Source organism: Bifidobacterium dentium JCM 1195 = DSM 20436 (genome assembly GCF_001042595.1).
Lineage (GTDB): Bacteria > Actinomycetota > Actinomycetes > Actinomycetales > Bifidobacteriaceae > Bifidobacterium > Bifidobacterium dentium.
This window is the reverse complement of the sequence record NZ_AP012326.1, coordinates 274,017-299,272: the sequence shown is the minus strand read 5'-3', so window position 1 is coordinate 299,272 and position 25,256 is coordinate 274,017. Positions and strand designations below refer to the sequence as shown.

Annotated in this window: 17 protein-coding genes; 7 read left to right on the top strand and 10 right to left on the bottom strand. The window is 59.9% G+C overall.

What is annotated here, in order from left to right:
* Positions 1 to 80: 80 nt before the first annotated feature.
* Entirely contained in the window at positions 81 to 1,625 is a 1,545-nt protein-coding gene (locus tag BBDE_RS01135) for a glycoside hydrolase family 43 protein (protein ID WP_012901821.1), read from the top strand.
* A 124-nt stretch (positions 1,626 to 1,749) separates the two neighbouring features.
* On the opposite strand, the gene leuA is transcribed toward BBDE_RS01135, so the two are convergent.
* Positions 1,750 to 3,660: a 2-isopropylmalate synthase gene (leuA, locus tag BBDE_RS01130; RefSeq protein WP_003837714.1), complete on the bottom strand. Its 1,911-nt coding sequence runs from the start codon at positions 3,658 to 3,660 to the stop codon at positions 1,750 to 1,752.
* Positions 3,661 to 3,844: 184 nt separating this feature from the next.
* Here leuA and BBDE_RS01125 point away from each other — a divergent pair, with 184 nt between their 5' ends.
* Entirely contained in the window at positions 3,845 to 5,365 is a 1,521-nt protein-coding gene (locus tag BBDE_RS01125) for a metallophosphoesterase family protein (protein WP_171843641.1), read from the top strand.
* Positions 5,366 to 5,602: 237 nt separating this feature from the next.
* Here BBDE_RS01125 and BBDE_RS01120 read toward each other — a convergent pair whose 3' ends face one another.
* Positions 5,603 to 6,223 carry a DUF5701 family protein gene (locus tag BBDE_RS01120; protein WP_003837717.1) on the bottom strand — a complete coding sequence of 207 codons (621 nt, stop codon included), beginning with the start codon at positions 6,221 to 6,223 and terminating at the stop codon, positions 5,603 to 5,605.
* Between the two features lie 303 nt (positions 6,224 to 6,526).
* Here BBDE_RS01120 and asd point away from each other — a divergent pair, with 303 nt between their 5' ends.
* Complete coding sequence (asd, locus tag BBDE_RS01115) at positions 6,527 to 7,621, top strand: aspartate-semialdehyde dehydrogenase (protein ID WP_003837724.1); 1,095 nt, start codon at positions 6,527 to 6,529, stop codon at positions 7,619 to 7,621.
* Positions 7,622 to 8,038: 417 nt separating this feature from the next.
* Here the strand turns inward: asd and BBDE_RS01110 are convergent, their stop codons facing one another.
* From BBDE_RS01110 to dnaX, 4 genes are all read right to left on the bottom strand, one after another.
* A complete protein-coding gene (locus BBDE_RS01110) occupies positions 8,039 to 8,602 on the bottom strand; it encodes an ACT domain-containing protein (protein ID WP_003837726.1) in 564 nt (187 codons plus the stop codon).
* Positions 8,603 to 8,646: 44 nt separating this feature from the next.
* Positions 8,647 to 9,408, bottom strand: coding sequence for an aspartate kinase (locus BBDE_RS01105; protein WP_003837728.1), 762 nt, complete (start codon positions 9,406 to 9,408; stop codon positions 8,647 to 8,649).
* A 182-nt stretch (positions 9,409 to 9,590) separates the two neighbouring features.
* Entirely contained in the window at positions 9,591 to 10,193 is a 603-nt protein-coding gene (gene recR, locus BBDE_RS01100) for a recombination mediator RecR (RefSeq protein WP_003837730.1), read from the bottom strand.
* A gap of 30 nt (positions 10,194 to 10,223) precedes the next feature.
* Complete coding sequence (gene dnaX / locus BBDE_RS01095; protein ID WP_012901820.1) at positions 10,224 to 12,779, bottom strand: DNA polymerase III subunit gamma/tau; 2,556 nt, start codon at positions 12,777 to 12,779, stop codon at positions 10,224 to 10,226.
* Positions 12,780 to 13,035: 256 nt separating this feature from the next.
* Between dnaX and BBDE_RS01090 the strand changes: the two genes are divergently transcribed.
* The 4 genes from BBDE_RS01090 (at position 13,036) to BBDE_RS01075 (ending at position 18,148) form a co-directional block, all read left to right on the top strand.
* Complete coding sequence (locus BBDE_RS01090; RefSeq protein ID WP_003837735.1) at positions 13,036 to 15,300, top strand: alpha-galactosidase; 2,265 nt, start codon at positions 13,036 to 13,038, stop codon at positions 15,298 to 15,300.
* 142 nt (positions 15,301 to 15,442) lie between these two features.
* Positions 15,443 to 16,321 carry an AraC family transcriptional regulator gene (locus BBDE_RS01085; RefSeq protein ID WP_012901819.1) on the top strand — a complete coding sequence of 293 codons (879 nt, stop codon included), beginning with the start codon at positions 15,443 to 15,445 and terminating at the stop codon, positions 16,319 to 16,321.
* A 202-nt stretch (positions 16,322 to 16,523) separates the two neighbouring features.
* On the top strand, positions 16,524 to 17,123 hold the full coding sequence (locus BBDE_RS01080; protein ID WP_003837739.1) for a TetR/AcrR family transcriptional regulator: 600 nt from the start codon (positions 16,524 to 16,526) through the stop codon (positions 17,121 to 17,123).
* A gap of 38 nt (positions 17,124 to 17,161) precedes the next feature.
* Positions 17,162 to 18,148 (top strand): DUF5692 family protein, encoded by a 987-nt coding sequence (locus tag BBDE_RS01075; protein WP_003837742.1) that lies wholly within the window; start codon positions 17,162 to 17,164, stop codon positions 18,146 to 18,148.
* A 163-nt stretch (positions 18,149 to 18,311) separates the two neighbouring features.
* Here BBDE_RS01075 and BBDE_RS01070 read toward each other — a convergent pair whose 3' ends face one another.
* The 4 genes from BBDE_RS01070 to BBDE_RS01055 form a co-directional block, all read right to left on the bottom strand.
* Entirely contained in the window at positions 18,312 to 18,902 is a 591-nt protein-coding gene (locus BBDE_RS01070; protein ID WP_228369733.1) for a hypothetical protein, read from the bottom strand.
* An 8-nt stretch (positions 18,903 to 18,910) separates the two neighbouring features.
* A complete protein-coding gene (locus BBDE_RS01065) occupies positions 18,911 to 21,421 on the bottom strand; it encodes a glycoside hydrolase family 2 TIM barrel-domain containing protein (protein ID WP_012901818.1) in 2,511 nt (836 codons plus the stop codon).
* Positions 21,422 to 21,562: 141 nt separating this feature from the next.
* On the bottom strand, positions 21,563 to 22,021 hold the full coding sequence (locus BBDE_RS01060; RefSeq protein ID WP_003837747.1) for a hypothetical protein: 459 nt from the start codon (positions 22,019 to 22,021) through the stop codon (positions 21,563 to 21,565).
* Between the two features lie 11 nt (positions 22,022 to 22,032).
* Positions 22,033 to 25,170, bottom strand: a complete 3,138-nt coding sequence (locus tag BBDE_RS01055) for a glycoside hydrolase family 3 C-terminal domain-containing protein (RefSeq protein ID WP_003837749.1) — start codon at positions 25,168 to 25,170, stop codon at positions 22,033 to 22,035.
* Between the last annotated feature and the right edge of the window lie 86 nt (positions 25,171 to 25,256).

Genomic DNA, 25,256 nt, shown 5'->3' with positions numbered 1-25,256 from the left:
TTACAACGATGTACTATAGCGCATATTACAACGTTGTACAAATTGACATCGTCACCGCTATCAAGAAGGGAACATCCCAGATGATCCGCAAAACCATAGCTGCGATCATTGCCGCAGCGATGCTGTTGGGCACCGCGGCGGGCTGCTCGGGAACCAGCTCCGGAGAGAAGCCAATCGTGAACACAACATCCGACATCAAACGAGGCTCGTCACACGACCCATCCATCGTCGAAGCGGACGGCAAATACTATATCTTCGGCTCACATCGCGCCTGGCTGAAAAGCGACGATCTGGTGAACTGGGAATCGTTCACCAACAATCTGAGCACCGACTACAAGAAGATCCTCGGAGATTTCTGGGAGGAATGGCCCAAGCAACCGGCCAATTCCGACCTGACCGGCAACATGTGGGCGCCGGACGTCATCTACAACAAGGCCATGAAGAAATGGTGCATGTACATGTCAGTCAACGGCATCAACTACAAATCCGCAATCGTGCTGCTCACCGCCGACACGATCGAAGGAGACTGGACGCTCGTCGGACCAGTCGTCTATTCCGGTTTCCGAGACGACACCGTAGCCAAAACCGACGTACCGAAAGTACTCGGCAGTAGCGAAGTGCCGACACGATACCTCTCCCCCGGAGATACGGAAATCAACGCCATCGATCCAAGCGTCAAATATGACGACGACGGCAGTCTCTGGATGACGTTCGGCTCTTGGTTCGGCGGACTGTGGGCACTGAAACTCGACGCATCGACCGGCCTTCGCGACTACACCACCACTTACGAAACCGCCAAAGACGAAACCGATCAGTATTACGGCATCAAAATCGCAGGAGGCCATGGCAACTCCGGCGAAGGCTCCTACATCATGAAGCAGGGCGACTACTGGTACCTGTTCGTCTCCTACGGCGCGCTGCAACAACAGGGCGGCTATCAGATCCGCGAATTCCGCTCGAAGAACATCACCGGCCCATACGTGGACGAAGACGGCAACAATGCGGTCTCCACCGAAACCATCGGCAGCAACTGGACCCTCAAGACCGGAATCAGGCTCATGGGCTCAGTGGAATGGAGCGGCAACGACAACGCCAACATCGAAGTGGCGCAGGGGCACAACTCTGCGTTCGTGGACGAGGACGGCACCGCATATGTCGTATACCACACTCGCTTCTCCAACCGCAACGAGGAGCATGAGGTACGCGTACGCGAACTGCTGACCACCGCTGACGGCTGGCTCGTGGCCGCACCATACGAATACACCGGGGTGAAGGCCAACGCCAAAGGCTACCAGGAAAGCCAGCTCACCGGTGAATACGAATTCGTGGTGCACGATCCGACCACGTTCTTCCAAGGCTCCAACGGCACCGCGAAAGACGGCAAGTACCCGTACAAGGGCGTCGACGAACCCATCACCATCAAGCTGGAAAGCGGCGGCAAGGTGAGCGGCGACAAAACCGGCACCTGGAGCGTCAACAAGGACTCCAACCAGATGACCATCACCATCGACGGCACCGAATACCAAGGCGACTTCGCCCAGCTACCGCGCGAAACCGACCTCAAATCGGTCATGACGTTCACCGCAATCGGCGGCAACACATGCGTATGGGGTTCACAGGTCTGATTCCCCGCATCAAACCGGCCACAATCAAAGCCGATCAACGAACAGTGGGGGCTTCCGGAGTGTTTCCGGAAGCCCCCACCTGCATTGCGAGCCTTAAGCCCGGCCTGGCCTATACCGTCGGAACTCAGCGCTCGGAACGGTTGATGGCCGAGATGATGGCCTTCAGCGAGCTGGTCACGATGGAAGTGTCGATGCCGACGCCCCACACGATCTGCGTGTCCTCTTCCTCACCGATCTGGCACTCCACGTAGGAGGCGGCCATGGCGTCGGTGCCGACGGACATGGTGTGCTCGACGTAGTCCATGATGGAGGCGGTGATGCCGAAGTTGCTCACGGCATTGAGGAACGCGGCGATCGGACCGTTGCCCATGCCGGACACCTCGCGCTCAATGGGCTCGTCGACGCCGACGTTCACGCCACGGTCGAGAATCCTGGCCTTGAGCACGGTATCGGAGCCATCCTCACCGGAGGAGACGGACACCTTGAGCAGCTTCAGACGGCCCCACTGCTCGAGGGACTCATCCTTGCTGTCGCCGACCACAACGCCCGCGGCGGTGGCACCGGACTCTTCGACCGGCAGGTACTCGTCCTTGAACAGACGCCAGATGTCCTCGTCCTTGACTTCCTTCTTGGTCTCATCGGCATAGGCCTGCACGACCTTGTCGAACTCAACCTGCAGGCGCTTCGGCAGATCAAGGTTATGGTTGGCCTTGAGCAAGTAGGCCATGCCGCCCTTGCCGGACTGGGAATTCACACGAATGATGGCCTCATAGGTACGGCCGATATCCTTCGGATCAATCGGCAGGTACGGCACGAGCCACACGAAGCTGTCCAGATCGGCGCCAGCACGGTCGGCCGCCATCTGACGGGCTTCGAGACCCTTCTTGATGGCGTCCTGATGCGAACCGGAGAATGCGGTGAACACGAAATTACCGGCGTACGGATGACGCTCGGAAATCTTCAGCTGGTTGCAGTATTCGACCGTCTTGCGGATTTCCGGCACGTTGGAGTAGTCGATCTGCGGATCGATGCCCTGGGTCAGGAAGTTCAGACCCAAAGTGACCAGATCGACGTTGCCGGTGCGCTCACCGTTGCCGAGCAGGCAACCCTCCACACGGTCAGCGCCGGCCAGCACGGCCAGTTCGGTGGCGGCCACGCCCATGCCCCCGTCGTTATGCGGGTGCAGGGAGAGCACCACGGCATCGCGCGGCACGAGGTTGTTGGACACGTACTCCACTTCGTCGGCGAATACGTTCGGAGTGGTCATCTCCACCGTTGCCGGCAGATTGATGATCATCGGATGTTCCGGCGTCGGCTTGATCACGTCGATCACCGCATTGCACACCTCGACGGCATATTCCGGCTCGGTGCCGGTGAAGGATTCCGGCGAGTACTCATAGTACAGGTCGATGCCCTCGGCCTCGCCTTCGAGCTCCTTGCACAGGGTGGCCGCATCGGTGGCGAGCTTCTTGATGCCGGCCTTGTCCTTGCGGAACACGACCTCACGCTGCAACACGGATACGGAATTGTAGAAGTGCACGACGGCGCGCCTGGCGCCCTTAAGGCATTCATAAGTCTTGCGAATCAGGTGTTCGCGAGCCTGGGTGAGCACGACGATGGTCACATCGTCCGGAATGAGCTCACGCTCGATGAGCATGCGGATGAAGTCATAATCGGTTTCGGAAGCCGACGGGAATCCGACCTCAATCTCTTTGAACCCCATCGACACGAGCAGATTCCAGAAACGCAGCTTACGCTCGGAATCCATCGGGTTGACGAGGGCCTGATTGCCGTCACGAAGATCGACGGAGCACCAACGCGGTGCACGCTGCAGTCGCTTGCCCGGCCACGTACGCTCCGGGAAATCAAACGGCACCTGCTTATCGTATGCAACGTACTTGTTGTACGGCATCTTGCTGGGCTTTTGCGGAGCTCCAATGAAACGCGCCGGAGGCAGCAGCGGGTCGTTGTTCCCTCCGTTGGACGCTGCGGCGATCGCCGCGAGATCAAACACTGAAGATTGACCCTGACCCATCACTCCTCCTTATCTTTGATGTCGCCGGCTCCCTGCCGGCTTAATTGTTACGTGCGTGTAACTTTTTCGCACTGCGGCTAATCCTAGCGGCAACGGGCCCCATAAATCATCGTCATTTCGGGATATGACAGCGTTTTTGAATCCACTTTCACCCCATATCCAGATTTGCCGCATTACAGTGAGCATCATGACACTGCGTTTCAACAGCGACGGCAGCTTCCGCGTGCTGCAACTGGCCGATATCCAGGATGGCCCGAACGTGCGCAAAGACACGATTCGGCTCATCGAAGCCGCCATCCACGAAGCGCATCCCGACCTCATCGTGTTCACCGGCGACCAAATCCGCGGATATGACCCGGCCTACATCGACACGTTTCTCCGCCGACGTGACGAAAAACCGGGAACACATGTGCGTGCGGTGACCGAATTCGAAGCGAAGCTACGCGGCATCAAACGTCACCCGCTGTCAAAAGCGCTACTCAACACGCAGCCGACCGACGACAACTGGACCATCGACGGCATAGGCACCGACTCGCCGAAACTCGTGAGACGCAATGGCAACGGCACGAAATCAAAGCTGGAATCATGGGCGCAATCCATCAACAGCGCCACCATGGACGCACTGATCGAAGAGGCCCGGCAGAAAGTGCGCGACACCTTCGCCGCTTTTCTGGGGCCTGCGCTGGAAGCACGGATTCCGTTCGCGGCGACCTACGGCAACCACGATTTCCAGTGCGGCGTGCTCGCCGATGACCAAGATGACATCTACCGTGAATTTTCCGGATGCATGAACCCCGTTGCCGGATCTTCCCCGCTGGCGTTGGAGCCAGGTACATTCGCGCTGCCGATCGAGGCCTCCGATGGATCGGGGCGCATCGCAATGAGCGTGATGATGGTCAATTCCGGGGATTACGCGGAACAGCCCGCCAACGACGCCAACAATGCCGGTCATGAATCAATCGCCTCATACGCGAAATACGCCTCGAACTCGCGAGGTTGGGACCTGGCCGATTCCGACGGTTATGGCACGCCTTCCCCGGAGGCGATCGAGTGGCTGCGCACCGTGCAATGCGAGTTCGGGGCGCGCAACGGCGACGGTCGCGCGGTGCCGGCGATCGCGTTCCAGCACATTCCGCCGCAGGAGTTCTACGATTGCCTGAGGGAGGTGCCGGCATACACGCCTAACGCCGTGGAAGGCGCGCGCAAGTTCGCAGGGCACTGCTACGTGCTGGATCACGACCTATGCCGGCCAGGTTCACGTCTCGGCGAAGCAATCGGCTGCGCGGACGACAACGTCGGCGAAGTGCAGGCCCTGCGCGAGGCAGGCGGCTATTTTGCACTGTTCTGCGGGCATGACCATAAAAACGCGTTCGTCGGGCACGTGCATGACCTCGACTTGGGATATGCACCGACCTGCGGATTCGAATCCTACGGCCCGAAGTCGAGACTGCGCGGCATTCGCCTGTTCGAATTCAACGAACGCAATCCGCAAGGTTATGTGACCCGCATGCTCACATGGGGCGATCTGGTTGGCCGCTATTCCAGCAACGAAGTCCGCGTGTTCTTCGAAGACCACTGCGTGACCGATCTGATCGGCATCCGCAACGAGTTGCGCCGCCCACAGGTATTTGCCACCCTGATCGGCGTGGGCTCGATGGGACTTGCCGCGCTGGCTCATGCCACGCTTAAGCTGTTTCGGCGGTAGCAAGCCTTTACTTCCCCATATGAAATACCCCCTAAATTGCTATCCGGCAGCGATGTTTGCAATCTCATCCTGACTGGCACCTTTGGCATCGACGCCTTATAAAGGGCGACGGTTTGTCCGCCGGACGGCTGGCCGCCGGGCCGGGTTCAGAGCCGGAGATTTTGCGATCGGTCTGCCGCAGCCCGTACAGCATTTCGCCTCCGGCATATTCCGTGCCCCGCGGCGAACGGAATCATCTCAGTGGAACAGGCTCACGCCTCGACGGGCCACACAGTAGGCGTTGCCCAACCAGGTGTGGCGGGAATTCGGCCAGACCGCACCCAGTCGCGGAGCGTTCTGACTCATCCAGATGCTGGGCACGCGGCCGTCGGCACTGCGCGAGCCGAGCAGGTTAAAGCCGTTCTTTTCCAACAACCATTCCGGATGCTGGGTGGCGATCGCAAGACCTTCCTCCAACGTAAGGGGCAGGCGTTCATCGGAATCGATAAGTTTGCGCGCCACATCCGGCTCACGGTTGATATAGCAGGTGCCGGTATGCGGTTCAAGCACTAGGTAGAACGGTCCCTCCGGCGGCTCGAAGCCGTCCTGCGGCAGGAAGCTGGCGATATCACGCGGAGGCATGGTGGTGAAGCCCGCCATACGGTTGATTGACGTACGAGCGATCAACGATTCGGGCGAAACCAGCTCGCGCGTAGGAACCAGCAGAATGTCGGAACCCAGATCGGAATCCTCCAGCGCACGGATGAGCGGACGGGCCAGTGCACGGAACGCCCCTGCCGACATATCGGCCACGTCTGGGTAGCCCAATGCCACGATACGATCCAGCTGCTTCTGCGCTTCTTCTGATGCCTTCGACATGCTTACCAGTGTACGCAAGGCGCACGAGCGGTTATATCCGTGACGCAGGCCTCAACTTGTCCGATTCTCCAGAATCGGACACACAGACATCTTGAACCGCTTCGCAGTTGTCCGATTCTCCAGAATCGGACAAACCGGGCGACGGACCAGCATACGGAAGGCGGAAGGGTGTTGTTCCGGCGATTTCGTAAGATTAAACAACGCGTGTGGCCGCCCACGACGTCGTTTGGGGCCGGCTGGTCGACCTCAAGCGTACATCAATCGAAATTGCAGAACCGTTCCATCATCAAGCGAGAGGTTGTTATGTCCGAAAAGATTAAGGTCGGCATTCTCGGAGCTACGGGCATGGTCGGACAGCGCTTCGTCACGCTGCTCGAGAACCATCCGTGGTTCGAAGTGGTCACCCTTGCCGCGTCCGTGCACAGTGCCGGCAAGACCTACGAAGAAGCCATCGGCGGTCGCTGGAAGATGGAAACCCCGATGCCGGAATTCGTCAAGAACATGGTCGTCAAGAACGTGGCCGACGTCGAGGATGTGGTCAAGGACGTCGATTTCGTATTCTCCGCGGTGAACATGCCGAAGGACGAGATCCGCGCGATCGAAGAGGAATACGCGAAGACCGAGACCCCGGTCGTGTCCAACAACAGCGCCCACCGTTGGACGCCGGACGTGCCGATGGTCGTACCGGAGATCAACCCCGAGCATTACGACGTAATCGCCCACCAGCGCAAGCGCCTCGGCACCAAGCACGGCTTCATCGCGGTCAAGCCGAACTGTTCGATCCAAGCCTATACGCCGGCTCTCGCCGCGTGGAAGGAATTCGAACCGCGCGAAGTCGTCGTGAGCACCTATCAGGCCATCTCCGGCGCAGGCAAGACATTCAACGATTGGCCGGAAATGCTGGGCAACATCATTCCGTTCATCTCCGGCGAGGAAGCGAAATCCGAGAAGGAACCGCTCAAGGTCTTCGGCCATGTGGATGACGAGCAGGGTGAGATCGTACCGTTCGACGGCCCGCTGCGCATCACTTCGCAGTGCATCCGTGTGCCCGTGCTCAACGGCCACACCGCCACCGTGTTCATCAATTTCGGCAAGAATCCGACCAAGGAGGAGCTCGTCGACCGTCTGGTGAGCTATACCAGCAAGGCCGCCGAGCTGGGTCTGCCGCACGCCCCGAAGCAGTTCATCCAGTACCTGACCGAAGACGATCGCCCGCAGGTCAAGAAGGATGTGGATTACGAAGGCGGCATGGGCGTCTCCATCGGCCGCCTGCGTGAGGATTCCATCTTCGATTGGAAGTTCGTGGGACTGGCGCACAACACCTTGCGCGGCGCCGCCGGCGGAGCGTTGGAAAGCGCCGAAATGCTCAAAGCGCTGGGCTACATCACCAAGAAGTGATTCCATGACTGCGCATCTCTAGCGGAAGACCGTCAGAGATGCTGGCTGGGGTCTCTTTATCGGATGCATCCGATAAAGAGACCCCAGTTGCATATTCAGATGTCATGACAGGCCTTGCGATCCGGCGTGCAGCCGCAACGAACGCCATAATCGGTGAAGCCGTTGTGCAATGCATGATTCGCAGAACAAGGGGTTTGAAGGGATCGTGCGTAAGCGGTACGACGATTTGAGGCTCTTCATCCACGCCCAATACCCCCTAAGGACGAATCGATCTCTTTGGAGTGACCCCACAGAATAGTTAGGGGGCTTTCACATTGGGGTTCGGAAAACACGACCTACAAAAAAGTGGGCTTTCGCGAATCGTGTGCGAAAACCCACCTCATAAAGAAACCAAAGAGGCCAAAACAGCCACTCGGTTCAGCGGCCGGTACCGCCGTACACCACGGCTTCCACCTGATCGGAATCCAAGCCGTACGCGGTATGCAATGCTCTGACGGCGTCGTTGAGCTGCCCGAGCGGCACGAGTGCGGCGATGCGGATCTCGGAAGTGGAGATCATCAGCACGTTCACACCTTCGTCGCTCAGCGCGTTGAAGAACTTGGCAGCCAGGCCGGAATGGGTTTTCATGCCCACGCCCACCACGGCGACCTTACCTACATTGGCGTCGACGTCGAAGGACTGGTAGCCCAGCTCATCCTGCTTCTCCTGCAGCACTTCCTGCACCTTGGCCGCGGCGGTGCCCGGCACGGTGAAGGAGATGTCGGCGGTGCCCGTGGAGGCGGAGGCCTGCACGATCATGTCGACGTTCACGCCGGCTTCGGCCAGCATGGTGAACACCTTGGCGGCCATGCCCGGCTCGTTCGGTACACGACGCACAGTGGCTAGCGACTCGGTGCTGTCATGCGCGACACCGGAGATGATCGGCACTTCCGGTCCCAGATCGGGGAACAGGTCGCCCAGGGACTTGTTGTTTTCGCTCATTGTTCTTACCTTTGATTCAAGTGATTTCGAAGCTTTACTGGTGTTCAGATATTCGGCAGGTTGCGCGGGTCGACGCCTTCCGGCACAATCAGCGTGCCACGGCGATGTGAGAAGGAGCTGCGCACATGCAACGGCATGTTGAAGCGCTGCGCGTATTCCACGCAACGCAAGGCAAGCACCTTGGATCCACAGGATGACATCTCCAGCATCGACTCGTAATCAATGACCGGAATGCGGCGGGCGGCCGGGACGATACGCGGGTCGGCGGTGAATACGCCGTCGACATCGGTGTAGATCTCGCACACGTCGGCGTCCAGCGCCACCGCCAGCGCCACCGCGGAGGTGTCGGAACCGCCACGGCCGAGCGTGGTGGCGTCACCACCCTCGTTCACGCCTTGGAAACCGGCCACGATGGCCACGGAACCAAGGTCGAGTGCGCGGCGCACACGATCGGGCTTCACGGCCTTGATGTGTGCGGTGCCGAACTGGGCATCGGTCATGAAACCGGCCTGGGAACCGGTGAAGGAGTATGCATGTGAACCGGCCGCATGAATCGCCATCGCGAGCAAACTCATCGAAATACGCTCACCTGCGGTCATCAGCATGTCCATCTCGCGTGCCGGCGGGTTGGAATCGATGCTGAGCGCCTGATCGATCAGGTCATCGGTGGTGTCGCCCATGGCGGAGACCACGACGGCCACATCATTGCCGGCGTTCTTCGTTTCGATGATGCGTCGGGCCACGCGCTTGATCGATTCTGGGTCGGCCACGGAGGAGCCGCCATACTTCTGCACGATAAGAGCCACAACTATCCAATCTTCTCAGTGTGTTGCCTGCTTGTGATTCTAGACAAGCGGCACGATTATAGAAAAATTCCGATTTGTCAAGCCCCTCTACGCCCAGCATACGGAATTGCGAGACTCCACGAATGGGCCTCTGCCATCTTCATTCCGCAACGTCGGCGCCTTCGTTGGAGGGCATGCGACGGTCAGACATTGCGGCGACCGGCGAGGGCACGCCCCAAGGTGATTTCGTCGGCATACTCGAGGTCGCCGCCCACCGGCAGGCCGCTGGCCAGACGCGTCACCTTGATGTCGGTCTGCGAGAGCAGCTGTGCGAGGAAGCTGGTGGTGGCCTCGCCTTCCACGTTCGGATTGAGTGCGAGAATCACCTCCTTGACTTCGCTGTCCTTCAACCGCTCGATGAGTTTGGCGATGTTCAGATCGCTCGGCTGCACGTTCGCCATCGGATTGATCGCCCCGCCGAGCACATGGTACAGGCCACGGTATTCGCGCGTGCGCTCGATGCTCATCACGTCCTTCGGCTCCTCCACCACGCAAATCACGCTACGATCGCGACGAGGGTCCACACACACCGGGCAGGGGCTGGTCTCGCACACATTGCCGCAGATTTCGCAGAATCGCACCTTCTCCTTGACTTCGGTGATGGCGTCAATCAGGCCCTGCGACTCCTCATCGGAGGCGTTAAGCATGTAGAAGGCGATACGTTGCGCTCCTTTCGGCCCGATGCCGGGCAGGTGCGCGAATGCGTCGATGAGGCGCTGGATGGCGCCGTCATAGGCCAATGCCATGGAAATTGTTACCTTTCAGTGGTTGCGTGACTAGTCGTCGAGGCTCTTCTTCGTCTGCATGTTACGCGGATTCTTCAGATCGTCCGCCGTGAAATCCTCGATTTTATTGACTTCGAAAATACGGCTCAATTCGTCCACATCCAGCGCGGTCGCAGTGCCCAGCGACTCGTCACTCATCGAGTACTCGTCATCTTCCGCGGCAACTTGCGGCTTTGCCGGTTCCGGGGCGGCGAAACGCTGGCTCCACGGATCATCGGCAGCCGGTGCCGCCTCATGACGCAGATCGCGATGCTGCCTCGCCGACGGTGTTTGAGATTGCTGGGATGGCTGGGATTGCGATTGCTGCACCGGCTGCGGCAACGGCTGATTCCACGGATCATCGTCATCCTGCGGCATGGCTTGTACGGAATCGGCCGTCTGCATCGGATCGGGTGCCCGCATGGAATCGGACATGCCTTGCGGGGTAGGAACCGAGGCGGCCCACGGATCCACGTCGTCACTGATATCCGGCACGGCGACATGCTTCCGATGCCGTTCCGGCGCCTTCACGTCGTTGACGTTCACCGCAACGGGAGACTGCATGGGCGCACCCCACGGATCATCGTCGGCGGGTGCGGCGGACTGCGCCGGAGCACTCCACGGATCAGCTTCCGCCGAAGCGGTTGCGGACCCGCCTCGGTGGCTCTCCCCGTCCGTCGGATCCGCGGCAGACTCGGCTTTTTCGCCGTCTTTCGGCTCCTTGCCGGCGGCGGAATCGGAACCCAGATTCTGCGTCAGCAGGGTTGCCGCCTTGAGCTGTTCCTGTACGAGCTGCGCGTTGATCTTGCGCTGTTCCTCGGGGCTGAGTTTGCTCCACGGCACGGCCACTTCCCCATCGGCCAGCTTCTTGGCAGGCGCAAGCGTGACGCTCGGGCCGAACACCTTATGCACTTCGGCACGCACGATGCTCACCACGTTGTTGGTGCCATTCAGCGATTCGGAGGCGACGGCCTTGGCGAAGGCGTACTTGCTCAGGGACCTGTCGAATTTGATCCACAGTTTGGGACCGCCTTGGGCCTGCTCGTCGAGCATGATGCGCGGCACCTTCTCACGATTGATGTAGCGTCGTACGTCGTCCGGCAGACTTGCCACCAGAGCGTCCCACTTCTGATCGGGCGTGCGGTTGTCGTTTGCCGGCAAAGGCGCGGCCGTCTGCGACGGTGCCTTGGCTTCCCCATCTCCCAGCGGCGCGTTCATGGCCTGTTCGAAGGCGGCCATGGTGGATGCCATGCCGGAAGTCACGGCATCCGCCGAACTTTTCGGTGCCGTGGAAGCCTGCACGGATTGTTGCGGCACGCTTGGCGCAGGTTGCGATGGCTGGGTCTCGGCCTGTGCCGGACGGCGGCGCGATCCGGCCATGCCGTAACGCGCGGAACCGCCGGATGGTTGCGCTGCCGCATCGGGGGCCGTGGCATCACCGGCCACTCCGGACGAGCCGTTGGTCTCACGTCCGGCGAGCAGGCGCGCGGCAAGCAGCTCCAAACGCATGCGCGGCGAAATCGCACCGGTCATACCGCCCAACGTGGCGTTGATGGTATCGGCCATCGTCGTCAACGCGGCCAAGCCCAACGCGGAAGCCTGACGGCGCAAATCGTCCATGTCTTCGGCGGCGGAATCGTCGGAGAGCACGCTTTCCGCACGTTCCCCGCCCAACGTGAGCACAAGCAGATCACGTACGCGAGCGAGCAGATCCTCCACAAAACGACGAGGATCGAATCCTCCGACCACGACCTTCTGCACCACGCCGTACAACGCTTCGCCGTTCTTGTCGATCACGGCATCGATCGCCTCGCCGATCAGCGCCTCGGGCGTGAAACCGAGCAATGCCACGGCGGAATCGTAGGGAATCACACCATCCACGGAACCGACCATGAGCTGGTCGAGCACGGACAGCGTATCGCGCACGGAGCCGCCGCCGGCACGCATGGCCAGCCGCAGCACACCCGGCTCGGCCTCGATATGCTCGTCGCTGCAGATTCGCTCCAGATAAGGCCCCATGACCTCCTGCGGCACCAAACGGAACGGATAATGGTGGGTGCGCGAGCGGATGGTGCCGATCACCTTGTCGGGTTCGGTGGTGGCGAAGATGAACATGACATGTTCCGGTGGCTCCTCCACGATTTTGAGCAGTGCGTTGAAGCCTTGCGGCGTGACCATGTGGGCCTCGTCGAGGATGAAGATCTTGTAGCGGTCGCGGGCCGGGGCGAAACCGGCGCGTTCGCGCAGTTCACGGGCGTCATCCACGCCGTTGTGCGAGGCGGCGTCGATTTCGACCACGTCGATGGAACCGGGACCGCCGGTGGCCAGATCGCGACAGCTCTCGCATTCGCCGCACGGATGCGAGGTCGGCCCCTTCTCGCAGTTCACGCATCGGGCCAGAATACGCGCGGACGACGTTTTGCCGCAACCGCGCGGGCCGGAAAAAAGATAGGCGTGCGTCAGCTTGCCTTCGTCAAGCGCGCGCATGAGCGGAACGGTGACCTGATCCTGCCCGATCACCCCGTCGAACGTATCGGGGCGATATCTTCTGTACAGTGCCAATGCCATAGCAAAATCCTTCCGCCGTAATGTCACTAGGCTACCGATTTCTTACGACACGATACGCCCCAGGCACAGTCCGTTTTCCAGCCGTCTCGCTCGACTCGCGGGCGGGCGCACCGACGAAGCGCGAGCCTCGCCACAAATCGTCATCGACAGCGCACAAACCGCCGGTTTCCGGCGCGGCATCGCACGCGTGCGCTCCCTACACTTGACCTCCAACCAATCCCAATCGACCATCAGCAAACGAACCAGCGAGGCCATCATGACCGACAACACCGCCGCCATCATCGTGCACGAGCATACTCGGCAGTTCCATCTGACCAACGGTCGGATCAGCTACGTCTTCCACGCCGACGGGCAGGGCAAGCTCATCAATCTGTATTTCGGCGCAGCCGTACCGGACCGTGAGGATTTCAGTTATCTGACGGAGGTGACGCATTCGCCCACCACCACATGCCGCATTCCCGGCAACCTCACCTACACGCTGGAAAGGATGCGTCAGGAATTCCCCGAATACGGTGGCGGCGACTACCGGCGGCCGGCGCTGGAAGTCCGGCAGGGCAACGGATCGACCCTCACCGATCTGACATATGCAGGCGGCTATCGCATCATCGCCGGCAAACCACGACTTGCGGGACTGCCGGCAACGTATGTGGAGCATGACGATGAGGCGACCACGTTGGAAATCGAGCTCATCGACCGGCCGACAGGTCTCACCGTAATCCTGCAATACACGATTTTCCGCGACCAGCCGGTCATCGCGCGCAGCGTGCGCATCACGAATGGCGGAGGCGAGCCGGTCAGCCTCGAACGCGTGATGAGTCTCAATCTCGACCTGCCCGACCGTAACTACACGATGACCGAATTCGCCGGAGCATGGGCCCGCGAGCGCCATCCGCATACGCAACCGTTGCATTACGGTGTGCAGCAGATCGAATCGTTGCGCAATGCGAGCGGGCATTTTCTGAACCCGTGCGCGGTATTCGCGCGCCCGGCCACCACGGAGTCGCAGGGCGAGGCGATCGGCGTGGCCTTCGAGTATTCGGGCAATTTCGATCTGCATGCCGAAGTGGACACGTTCGACGTGACGCGCGTGCAAGTGGGCATCAATGATTTCGGCTTCTCATGGCGCCTTGCGCCGGGCGAGACGTTCCAGTCGCCGGAGGCGTTGCTCGCGTTTTCGGCCGAGGGCCTGACCGGCCTGAGCCATGCCTTCCACCGTACGGTGTTGGAGCATATCGTGCGCGGTCCTTGGAAGCGACGCGAGCGACCGGTGCTCATCAACAACTGGGAGGCGACGTATTTCGATTTCAATGAGGACAGGCTGGTCGACATCGCACGGACCGCACGGAATGCCGGCATCGAACTGTTCGTACTGGATGATGGTTGGTTCGGCGCACGCAATGACGATACCGCAGGGTTGGGCGATTGGCGGCCGAATCCGCGGCGTCTGCCGAACGGATTGGCCTCGCTGGCCCGCCGCGTCAACGATCTGGGCATGCGTTTCGGCCTGTGGTTCGAGCCGGAGGCGGTGAATGCGGATTCCGACCTGTACCGTGCGCATCCGGATTGGGCGATTCGCACTCCCCACCGTAAGCCCAGCCATGGCCGTAATGAGTATCTGCTGAATTTCGCGGATGCCGCGGTGGTCGACAACATCTTCGAGCAGATGAGCGCGCTGCTGGGTTCCGCGAACATCTCATACATCAAGTGGGATATGAACCGTTTCGTCTCGGAAGGCTACGACCTGTCGCGCGATGCCGAACATCAGGGCGAGGCGTACCATCGCTACATTCTGGGCGTCTACGATTTGCTGGAGCGGCTGCTCACGGCCTTCCCGGAGCTCATCATCGAGGGTTGCGCGTCGGGCGGTGGCCGGTTCGACATGGGCATGCTGTTCTATACGCCGCAGATCTGGTGTTCGGATGATTCGGACGCCATCGAACGGCTGAAGATCCAGTATGGCACGAGCATGTTCTACCCGCTGAGCACGATGGGCGCGCATGTGTCGATCACGCCGAACCATCAGACGATGCGTTCGGCGCCGCTTGCCACGCGCGCGAACGTCGCCGCATTCGGCACGTTCGGCTATGAACTTGATCTGGGGCGTCTGTCGGACGCCGAGTTGGATGAGGTCCACAGGCAGGTCGCATGGTTCAAGCGATACCGCGAAATACTGCATACCGGCGATTTCCACCGGCTGATCGCCCCGTACGGCAATGAGAAGGCCGCTTGGATGGTGGTTTCCCGTGATCGGCATACCGCGATCGTCGGCGATTACCGTCTGCTGATCACGCCGAACGGTGCGTTCACACGACTTGCGTTGCGCGGTTTGGATGCAGGACTGACATATAAGGTGGATTGCACCGGCGCTTCCAGCATTGCCGGCAGGTCGTTCACCGGTGCCGAACTCATGCGCATCGGTCTGGTCGATTCCGATGCCTCCTGCGGGCAGATGGATGACGTGAACCCGCTGGGCGTCACCACCGACTTCTCATCACGGTTGTTCGTGCTGACCGCCGACTGAGCGTCGCTGCCGGCTGTCGGCCAGTCAGTCGACCGGCGACCGACCGGTGGCCGGCACGGCAGGTCCGCCTATACTGTCTTCTACTGTCTTCAAACGGCCGGCAATCCGGTCGGCCGGCGCATTGAGACCGCAGGGAGGCGACATGGAGCACGCACAGGTCTACACGTTGCCCTCCTTCTGCCCGTTCACATCGGGCCATACGGACCCGCCCTCATCGGCGAATGGCGTATCGTTCGCGTTCTGCGGCATCTCGAGAACGGAACCGGGCCACGACGTAGGCCCGGCACTGCGCGATCACACCATCATCCATCTGGTGCTGTCCGGTAGCGGCGAATTGCACAGCCAAGGCGCGGTATTCCGGCTGAAAGCCCACGACGGGTTCATCATCCGGCCGGATTCGCCGGTCACCTATCAGGCTTGCGCAACCGATCCCTGGACCTACCTATGGCTGGGACTGGGCGGCAACGGCGCGCAACGATGCCTGGCGGGAATCGGCCTGGCCCACGACCGCAACGCGTTCCATGTCGGCGACACCTCGGCGTTCCTGGCGTTGATTCAATCCTGTTTCGACTACACATCCGGCAGTTTCGCCGACGAGATCAAGCTCAACGCCATCACCCTGGAGTTCCTGCACCGGCTGGCGCTCGCCATGGCGACGGCGGGTGGCGCCACCACGCAATCACGGCCTGATGACGCGGGTGCCGGCGGTGCGCTCGCCACCGCCGCAGCGCAATACGTCGCCGAACATTATGCCGAATCCATCAATGTGGGCCGTGTGGCAGAGGCACTGCACACCGACCGCAGCCATCTGTCCCGCCGATTCAAAAGCGCGACCGGTTTGACGTTGAAGGACTATATCGACAACATCCGCATCGCTAAGGCCTGCGATCTGCTGAGCATGACCGACATGGAGGTGGCGCAGGTGGCGCGTGCCTGCGGCTTTTCCAGCCTCGAGGTCTTCTCACGCAAGTTCAAGATGGCGCGGTCGGTTTCGCCGGCCCGTTTCAGAAGCGGAACATGACACGCCGATAGACGCCGCACGACCCCTATGACCGACGGTTGCGTAACCTGTTGTCATACCAGTAATCGCCATGTGAGCGGCACCGACCCACCTCGGTTTGACACTGTGTCAATATTGGGCTTAGACTTGGTCGCGTCAAAAAATTGACAGAGTGTCAACGTGTCGCATCGATGGGACCGCCACTCAACGTGAGGAGAGCGCAATGAACGGACGGAACCAGATTTCCGTTGCAACGGCAGGAGACGCACGTCGCGCGCAAATCGTGCATGCGGCACGCGAAATCTGCCTGGAAAAAGGCTTCTCGAAGATTACGGTCAGCGATATCGCAGGCCGTGTCGGCATGACCCGATCGCTCTTCTATCACTATTTCCAAGACAAGGACCAGGTCGCCGACGCCGTACTGGACGACGTCATCGATGAGGTCATCACCGTTTTGGAGGAGTGGAATCGCAACCGCGAAGTGGGCAACATCTCGAAAGCACTCGACGACGTGGTGCGCCTGACGCGCGGCCTCATCAACGATGAGGGACCGTTCAGTCAGCGCATGATCGCAGACGGCAACGCGGAACTGTACATCAAGTTCATCGACCGCGCCGCCGATCGCATCGCCGAATACATCTGCGCCTCAACCGTGCGTGATTTCGAACGGTTGCACGGCATGCCGATCCGTAACGTGCATGAGACCTTCTACACGCTGATCGTCGGCCTGATTTCACTGATCAGGTTGCATCCCGACACCGATGACACCGTTGTCAGACAGGTTGCGGCGCAGACGCTGCACCTGGACCCGTACATTGAGTGAGCGGGGCTCACGCATGTACCCGAGTGAAAGGAAAAGCGATGTTGTTCCAAGTCTATGGCGACACCGCCGTATATCAGTGGATCGGCTGGATCCTTGTCTTCTGCTGCCTGATCGGCGCCAATGAGCTGGCCCGCCGCACCAAGACCGGCGGTATCGTGGCGTTCCTGGTCGTTCCTGCGATCCTGACCGTCTATTTCATCACCATCTATGTAGCCGCTGCCGCCGGCGCCGAATGGGCGCTGACCAACCCGACCTACGTGCACATGACCAGCTGGTTCCATTATGCGAAACTGTACGCAGCGACCGCGGGATGCATCGGCTTCATGGCACTCAAGTACAAGTGGGGCGCCATCGGCAAATCCGAATGGTTCAAATGCTTCCCGTTCGTAATCGTGGCCATCAACATCCTCATCGCCGTGGTTTCCGACTTCGAATCCGCGATCCGCGCATGGGGCACCACCTGGGTCTCCACCGAAGGCGTGACGCTCATGGGCGGCTGGCACAACGTGTTCAACGGCGTGGCGGGCCTCATCAACATCGCCTGCATGACCGGATGGTTCGGCATCTACGTGTCGAAGAGGAAGCAGGACATGCTCTGGCCCGACATGACGTGGGTGTTCATCGTAGCCTACGACCTGTGGAACTTCTGCTACACCTACAACTGCCTGCCCACCCACTCGTGGTACTGCGGTCTGGCGCTGCTGCTTGCACCGACCGTCGCCAACTTCTTCTGGAACAAGGGCGGCTGGATTCAGAACCGCGCCAACACACTCGCCATCTGGTGCATGTTCGCGCAGGTGTTCCCTGCCTTCCAGGACGAGTCCAAGTTCGCCGTGCAGTCGGTGAACAACCCGAACGTGAACCTGACCGTGTCGATCATCGCACTCGTGGCGAACGTGCTCGCATTCGGCTATATCATGTACCGTGCCAGGAAGCAGCACGTGAACCCGTGGCTGCAGGAGGTGTTCACGGGCACCAAGGACTTTGAGCAGGCCATGGCCCGCCGCGAAGATCTGGCGGCCTGAACCGTGCGGCCTGCATGGCGATAATGCCAATCCGACGACTGTACCCGAACTTCGCCTTGTCAATGGCGAAAGCGTCGGGTACAGTCCTTTCGCAGTCCGCTACAAGCTTCCGGTGCACATAGACGGACGCCATATCCGGCGCCTTCACCGACCGTCGAATCGGTTACTTCGCCTCACCCTCCGGAAAGATGATCTTGTAGATCGGAAAGTAAATCACCATCTGCACGCCGCCATTGATGACGGTAATGAGGATGTTGTACACGGCCGGCGCGAAAAACCGCTTGCACAATGGCACATACAGGCCCATCAGGAAGCTGCACACAATGGTGATGAGCACGAACGCCACCACATACCAGGCTATTTGGAACCACACGTTGCCATGTGATTTGAACGTGATGTTGCGCTGCATCGGAAAGTTCACGCACTGCGCCATGAACAGCGTGATGGCGAACGCCGCGAAATACCCCATGCCGCCCGTCGCATCACCAGTGACCGGATAGTCGAACACGTACGTATCGACCGGTCCAAGAGTCAGATGGATGAGTTGGCATGGTATATCGCACCAGTTGGTGTTCGCGTAGAACAGGTTGGGCAGGAACGTGAGCATCACGTACTGCAGTATGGTGACGAACAGTGAGAACGCATAGAACATCACGAACTGCGCGATCAGCCTATGCTTCGCCGCGAAGCGCCGCCACCACACGGCAATCGGACCGCCGCCGTGCCCACTGATGATTTCAGTCCGTTCGGGCATCATCCCTCCTACCTCGTCGAATCCGCACGATTCACGATGCCGATCGGCTCGACGCTCACCTGCGCCGATAGCCTGCCGTCGCTTATGTGCAGCACCGCCGTACCTTCTTGCGACTGCGGCATCCTCACCACGGCGAGCGCCTCGCCATAGTAGGTGCCGGTTTCGCCGGTGACGAAGCTGCCCTTGTTGCAAGGTGCGGCGCAACCGAAACCGAGCAGTTTCGCTCCGCCGACAGCTTCGTCAGCGTCTCCGCCGGCCCCGCCTCCCTTGCCGTCGGGACCGATCAGTGTCGCACGTAACGTGCCTCGCTCAAGTGGTTTGGTCACGCCGTGCCCATCGGTGTAGCGCACGCGCACGTACGCAAGTTCACGACCCGTATATTCCACGGATGCGTTCAATCGTGTTTCGGCAGAAGCGCTGACCAACTGATTGCGGCCGATTTCACGGCCGGATTCATCGTAGGCCACGGCTTCCAGCGTGCCCGGCTCGTATGTGCATGAGAAACAGGCGATGCAATCGTTGCGCATTGCCTTGCGTCCGATTTCACGGCCGTTGAGCACCAAGGAGACGGACGCGGCCCTCGCGTAGACCTCAACGTTCGCCTTGCGGCCTTCGCAGCCATTCCAGCTCCACGAGTCGATGGCGTTGCTCATCTTCCACGCGCTCGGCGAATGCTTGTCTCCCGTATGGTTCACCGGGCAGACAGCCAACCATGGTCCGGAAGCCTCCTCCAACGCCACACGCGTGTAATATGCCTCACCCAATGCGCGGCCGGTCAGGTCCACCCGTCCCGAACCGGCGGTCAGCCAGCCGTATTCGATGTTCAAGGTCGCATAATCCTCGTACTCCCAGGCCCCCACGCCGGTTTCACCGATGTAATCCATGCCCGCCCATACGAAGTCGCCAATCAGCCGCGGTTCGCGTTTGGCGAGCTCGCGGAAGCGGTATGCATCGTTGCAGAAGGTTTCGGAGCCGAGAATCAGTCGATCCGGATACTTCTTCAGGTCGTGAACATATCGCTTGATGCCATAGTTGTAGCCGGCCACGTCCATCGCGGCGAACGCATCTCGCGTCACCCAATCGCAAAACGGCAGCGCAGCACCGGTCTTCATGAAATCGGCGCCCAGCACGCCGGCCATATTGTTGAAGAACTCACTGCCGACAGCCTTATGCTTGTCGGCGGCCTGTCCTGCGGCACGGCGCTTCTCGGCGGCCTCGGCCTCCTTCGCGGCCTTCTTGTCGGAATACTGGCCAAAGCCGATCGACGAAAGAAAATTGAAGAAGATGTTCACACCGCAGGTGACAGGACGGGAGTCGTCAAGCGCATGCAGATATTCAGTCATCGCACGCGTGAGCGCAATACCGCGCTTCTGCGCCGTTTCCGACACCTCATTACCGGTGGAGTACAGTATCACACTCGGATGGTTGCGATCCTTCATCACCATGTCGGCAAGATCCCGACGCCACCATTCGTCGAAATAATCAACGTAATCATGCTGCGTCTTATGAATATACCAATGGTCGATATACTCATCCATCACCAGCACACCAAGTCGGTCACACGCCTCCAACAGTGCTTTCGAACACGGATTGTGCGCGGAACGGATGGCATTGTAGCCATTCGCCTTCATCAGACGAATCTTGCGCTCCTCGGCGTCGGCATACGCGCATGCGCCAAGCACGCCGTTGTCATGATGGATGCACGCGCCCTGGATGATCACGCGCTCGCCGTTGATCAGCAGTCCCCCGCTCCCCCATTCGAGCGTACGGATACCGAACGTGGTCGCAGCCTCGTCGGAATCCCCATGTTGCGTGGTGTAACGCGCGGTGCACACGTACAGTTCCGGACGGTTCACGGACCATGGTTTCGCGTCGGCAATGCCGAGCTCATACCTGTTTACCCCAGCCTCGCATGGTTGCGTGACACTGGCTGCGATCCCACCCGCCATGTCGGCGATTTCAATGTGCACACTGCCTTCCGCAGTCGTTTCGACCTCGACGCGGATACGTGCGGTGCCATTCGCCGGATCCGCGGCGATAGTACGCACGAAGAGACCGTCCACGGCGATATGCTCGGCGGGCGACGTCCACAACGTGACGGGACGGTAGATACCAGCTCCGGAGTACCAACGGGAATTCGGCTGATCGGCATTGCGTGCAATCACGCGAATCTCATTGTCTTCACCGAAACGAACGCGGCCGGTCAGATCAACGTAAAAATTGGTGTATCCGTATGGGCGAAACGCCGCCTTCTCACCGTTCACCCACACCTCGGCATGATGATAGACGCCCTCGAATTCAAGCAGCATCCGACTGCCGGCCATATCCCGTTCCGGCATGAAATGCTTGACGTATTCATAATCGCGACCTTCGAACCAGCCGGAATTCAATCCACTTGCCGCGAGCGCATGGCGCGGCTCATACAGCATCGCATCATGTGGAATCGTAACGGCGGTCCAATCCTCATCGGCGTCAAGATGGCGATAGGCCCAGCCTGCATTGAAATCTGCTGCCTGCATGATGATTCCTAAAATCTCCTCTGAAATTGCAACGTATGGCATGGCCACCGGCGACGTCTTTGCGAATCGCAATCACTGCGATTGGCGCTCGCCGCCGGATGGCCTGATGGTGGTGCCGCTCATACGAACGGCATATGGTCGTTATTCGGCGGCCGGTTCCAGCATGACCGCCGTATGTTGTGCGTCTTTGGCGGTGAACGCCTTGACGACGAGCAGGAGGATGGCCACGAGGTAGCATGCCACACCGATCAGTGCGACATTGAGCGAGGTCTGCTCCGATGCCGGATAGTTGACCGGAATGAAGTAGATGTCGGCGGCAAGGCGCACGCGTTCAAGCACGAACTGCGCGAAGCTCACCAGTAACAGCACTTCGGCTCCGATCAGCAGTACGTCGTTCAGCACCGCCGGTAGACGGTTGCCTGCGAACGCACGGGCGGCGAGCGCCACGATCGCCACCACGCTCAGCGCGATGACCAGCGCGCTCAATCCTTGGCCGGCCATGTATCCGGTCGTCGAATTGACGAGGTAGACCATCAGTCCGATGAGCGTCGCCGCTGCGGCCGCAAGCTCGGAAACATGGGTTTTGATTGTCGTTGCCATGATCGTTCCTTTCACTTCGAAGCCGCCGTCGGACCGTTGTCCGCATTGCGGGCGGGACGGATGCGGGTCGTCGTATAACCGGCCAGGCCGATCAGGGTGACCACGCCGGAGGCGGCGATCACGCCGAGATAGACCGCACGCCACCACGTCATGACGTTTTCGGTGTGTGTGCTGGAGTTCACGCCGTTCATCGCGTTGGAGTTGGCGATGGCCCAGAGCGAATAGTGCATGTTCTGCTTGATGGCCAGGAGCATGTCACGGTCCTTGCTCAGCGTGGCGGCATCCCAATACTTCACACCCTGATTGCCGAAGCCGCAGAAGGCTGATGTGCCTGCGAGCACGGATTCCTTCGGCGCCGCATGGGGCGAGACCGAGGTGAAGTCGGTGACGTTGTAGCCGGTGAAGCCCCACTCGTCGCGCAGGATGTTGACCATGACCGCGGCGTTGGCGCTGGAGGCGACCGCACCGATGCGGTTGTAGGAGGTCATCACGCCGAGCGCACCTTGGGTGTAGGTGTTTTTCTTGGCATCGTCGGATTCGAAGGAAGCCGGCTTGCCGTTGGCTTCGAAGGCCTGCTGGAAGTTGCGTAGTTCCATTTCGCGGGCTTTTTGCTCGCTCATGAACGTGGCTATGCCGGACCTGTTGATCTCCTGATCGTTGAATGCGAGATGCTTCACGTTCACCAGCACGCCCTTGGACTGCGCGCCCTGCACCACGGCGGAGCCGATGTATCCGGATAGGATCGGATCTTCCGAATAGTATTCGACGCCACGGGAGTTATAGGCGTGACGATGCAGATTCATGGCCGGTGCGATCATGATCGGCAGACGGAATACCAGGCTGCTTTCGCCCAGAATCACTTCGCCGTTGCGGTAGGCGAGCTCCTTGTTCCAGCTGTAGGCCAGGTTGGTGGGAGAAGGAGCCACTCGGGAGCTCTTGTCGGCGTAATCGTCGGCATCCGCATAGGCCTTCCCCTGATATTGACCCTCATTGAGATAATGGGAGTCGGATCCGCCTGGACCGTCATCCGTGGTCATTTCCTGCAGGCCAACGGAATCGATTGCGCCGATGGCGTGGAACGCGGTCTCCGCGAAATGCATGAACTCCTTGACGGAAACCTTGCTGGTCAGCTCGTCCCAACGCTCGTCATCGTAGGAAGCGCCCTTCATATCGTTGAGGGTCAGGCTGCTTGAGGTGTCGCCGATCGTGATGTCGGAGACGTCGCCGTCCGACTTCAGGTCGATGAAATCGTTGTTCAGCAGTTTGGAGACTTCCTCATTGGCGCTGATGCCGGAGTAGGTCTTCGGAAAGGTGCCGTTCCAGTCGGAACGGGTCAGATACGTGACCGCGCCCTTGTCAAAGGCGTTGTAATCGGTGGCGTACTTGCCGTCGGAGAGCTGGTTGGTGATCTTGGTTCCGGTGCTGGAGGTGGCGAAGGTATCGGCATCGACGCCGCCGTCCCACGACCACGTATAGGTCTTGGTCTTGTCTCCGGCGGCGGTCATGCCGTCGGATTCGGAGTATCCTTGCGCGGCAAGCACGTTGTTCAGGGCGTCATGCACGTCGTCGCCGATGGAGAAGTAGTAGTCACCCGGATCGACGATGTAGGTCTTGGCCTTGTTTGAGTCATAGCTGGCAAGGTTTGACAAGTCCACCGTCATGGTGATGGTCTGCGAGTCACCCGGCTTGAGGGCGTTGGTCTTCTCGAAATCCATGAGTTGGATCGCGGACTTCCCCACGCCGTTCTTCTTGTCGTAATCGGTGTATGGCACGGAAGCGTACAGCTGGATCACAGACTTGCCTTCCACGGAACCGGTGTTCTTCACGGTGACCGTGGCGACGGCGGTTTTCTTGTCGCCCTTGATCTCGACACCGTCAAGCTTCTGTTCGAACGTCGTGTAGCTCAGGCCGTAGCCGAACGGATACACCACTTCGTTGGCGTAATCCCATGTGCCATCCGCAGTCGCGACCGTGCCGTCGGAAGCGGCATAGGTTCCGGCCGAAGCCGTATCACCGCCATTGCCCATGACGATGTCGGCGTAACGGGTTTCGTAGTAGCGGTAACCGGTGTAGATGCCTTCGGCCTCCATCAGATAGGAGTTGACGGCCGCATCTTCGGAAAAGTCGGAGGCGTTCTTCCAGGCCACGTTGCCATAGTTGCTCATGGCCGGCGCGACGGCACTGTTCTTGGCCATCACGTCACCCAGGTGGGCTGAAGGGGAAACCGTGCCGTTGAGCACGTCGGCCACACCATAGAAACCGTATGCGCCCGGATAGCCTATCCACATAATGGCATCGATGTCCGGATCGTCCTGCAGGTTGGCGATCTCCATCGGATTGGTGGAGTTGACGAGTACGATCACCTTGCTGAAATTGGCCTTGGCCTCGTTGACCAATGCCATTTCCTCATCACTCAGGGAAAGGATGTTGCCGGTCACGGTATTCACGCCGTCGGCCAGACCGTCCTGGCCCGGATAGTAGCCGTCGCCGTTCTCGCCAGCGGGGCGGCCGACGACCACGATTGCGGCATCCTGATATTCGCCGTATTGCGACTTGTATTCGGGATTGAGCTTGGCCAGTTCGTCGAGGCTCAGCTCGCACGGGTCGTTGTACTTGGTGATGTCCTCATATTCGGGAAGGATGCCGCCGCCGAACTGCGGGGTGGTCCATTTCTTGTCTTTGAAATAATTCTGATAGGCCTTGAGCATGGAGGGATTGATCTGGAAGCCTTCCTCCTCGAACGCCTTGGTGATTTCGACGGTGGAATTGCCGTCGGTCACGGAACCGCCGGAGCTGCCATATACCGGGGCATAGCTGCGCACGCCGAACATGGTGATTTTCGCGCTCTTGGAAAGCGGCAGGGCGTTATCGCTGTTTTTCAGCAGCACGTAGGTCTCCTGCGCCTCGTCCATGGCCGTCTTCTTAAAGCCCTCGTACGCTTCCTTGGCGGTTTTGTATTCGGATTTGTACGTCCAGCTATCGCCGTTGTCGGCGGACTGGTCCGTTACGGTTCTCTGGCTTCTGGTACCGACGAACGCGTCAAGGGACGTACGGTACGTCTCCATGATCGTTCCCGCCATGATGGCGACGGCGAGAAGCAATGCGCCCACAGCGGTGATACCGCGCCACAGGCCTGTACGCTCATGCATCTCTTACTCCTTGAGTTTCAGCATCTCTGCAGGAATCTTCGACGGTGAAAATCCCGTGCCTCCAGTGTGCTTGAACATTCGGCGGC

Excerpts from the sequence above, each read along its gene's own strand:
- leuA (WP_003837714.1), bottom strand. The coding sequence starts at position 3,660 with ATGGGTCAGGGTCAATCTTCAGTGTTTGATCTCGCGGCGATCGCCGCA.
- BBDE_RS01060 (WP_003837747.1), bottom strand. The coding sequence starts at position 22,021 with ATGGCAACGACAATCAAAACCCATGTTTCCGAGCTTGCGGCCGCAGCG.
- BBDE_RS01080 (WP_003837739.1), top strand. The coding sequence starts at position 16,524 with ATGAACGGACGGAACCAGATTTCCGTTGCAACGGCAGGAGACGCACGT.
- asd (WP_003837724.1), top strand. The coding sequence starts at position 6,527 with ATGTCCGAAAAGATTAAGGTCGGCATTCTCGGAGCTACGGGCATGGTC.
- BBDE_RS01110 (WP_003837726.1), bottom strand. The coding sequence starts at position 8,602 with ATGAGCGAAAACAACAAGTCCCTGGGCGACCTGTTCCCCGATCTGGGA.
- BBDE_RS01055 (WP_003837749.1), bottom strand. The coding sequence starts at position 25,170 with ATGCATGAGCGTACAGGCCTGTGGCGCGGTATCACCGCTGTGGGCGCA.
- BBDE_RS01075 (WP_003837742.1), top strand. The coding sequence starts at position 17,162 with ATGTTGTTCCAAGTCTATGGCGACACCGCCGTATATCAGTGGATCGGC.
- BBDE_RS01090 (WP_003837735.1), top strand. The coding sequence starts at position 13,036 with ATGACCGACAACACCGCCGCCATCATCGTGCACGAGCATACTCGGCAG.
- BBDE_RS01120 (WP_003837717.1), bottom strand. The coding sequence starts at position 6,223 with ATGTCGAAGGCATCAGAAGAAGCGCAGAAGCAGCTGGATCGTATCGTG.
- dnaX (WP_012901820.1), bottom strand. The coding sequence starts at position 12,779 with ATGGCATTGGCACTGTACAGAAGATATCGCCCCGATACGTTCGACGGG.
- BBDE_RS01085 (WP_012901819.1), top strand. The coding sequence starts at position 15,443 with ATGGAGCACGCACAGGTCTACACGTTGCCCTCCTTCTGCCCGTTCACA.
- BBDE_RS01065 (WP_012901818.1), bottom strand. The coding sequence starts at position 21,421 with ATGCAGGCAGCAGATTTCAATGCAGGCTGGGCCTATCGCCATCTTGAC.
- BBDE_RS01070 (WP_228369733.1), bottom strand. The coding sequence starts at position 18,902 with ATGCCCGAACGGACTGAAATCATCAGTGGGCACGGCGGCGGTCCGATT.
- recR (WP_003837730.1), bottom strand. The coding sequence starts at position 10,193 with ATGGCATTGGCCTATGACGGCGCCATCCAGCGCCTCATCGACGCATTC.
- BBDE_RS01135 (WP_012901821.1), top strand. The coding sequence starts at position 81 with ATGATCCGCAAAACCATAGCTGCGATCATTGCCGCAGCGATGCTGTTG.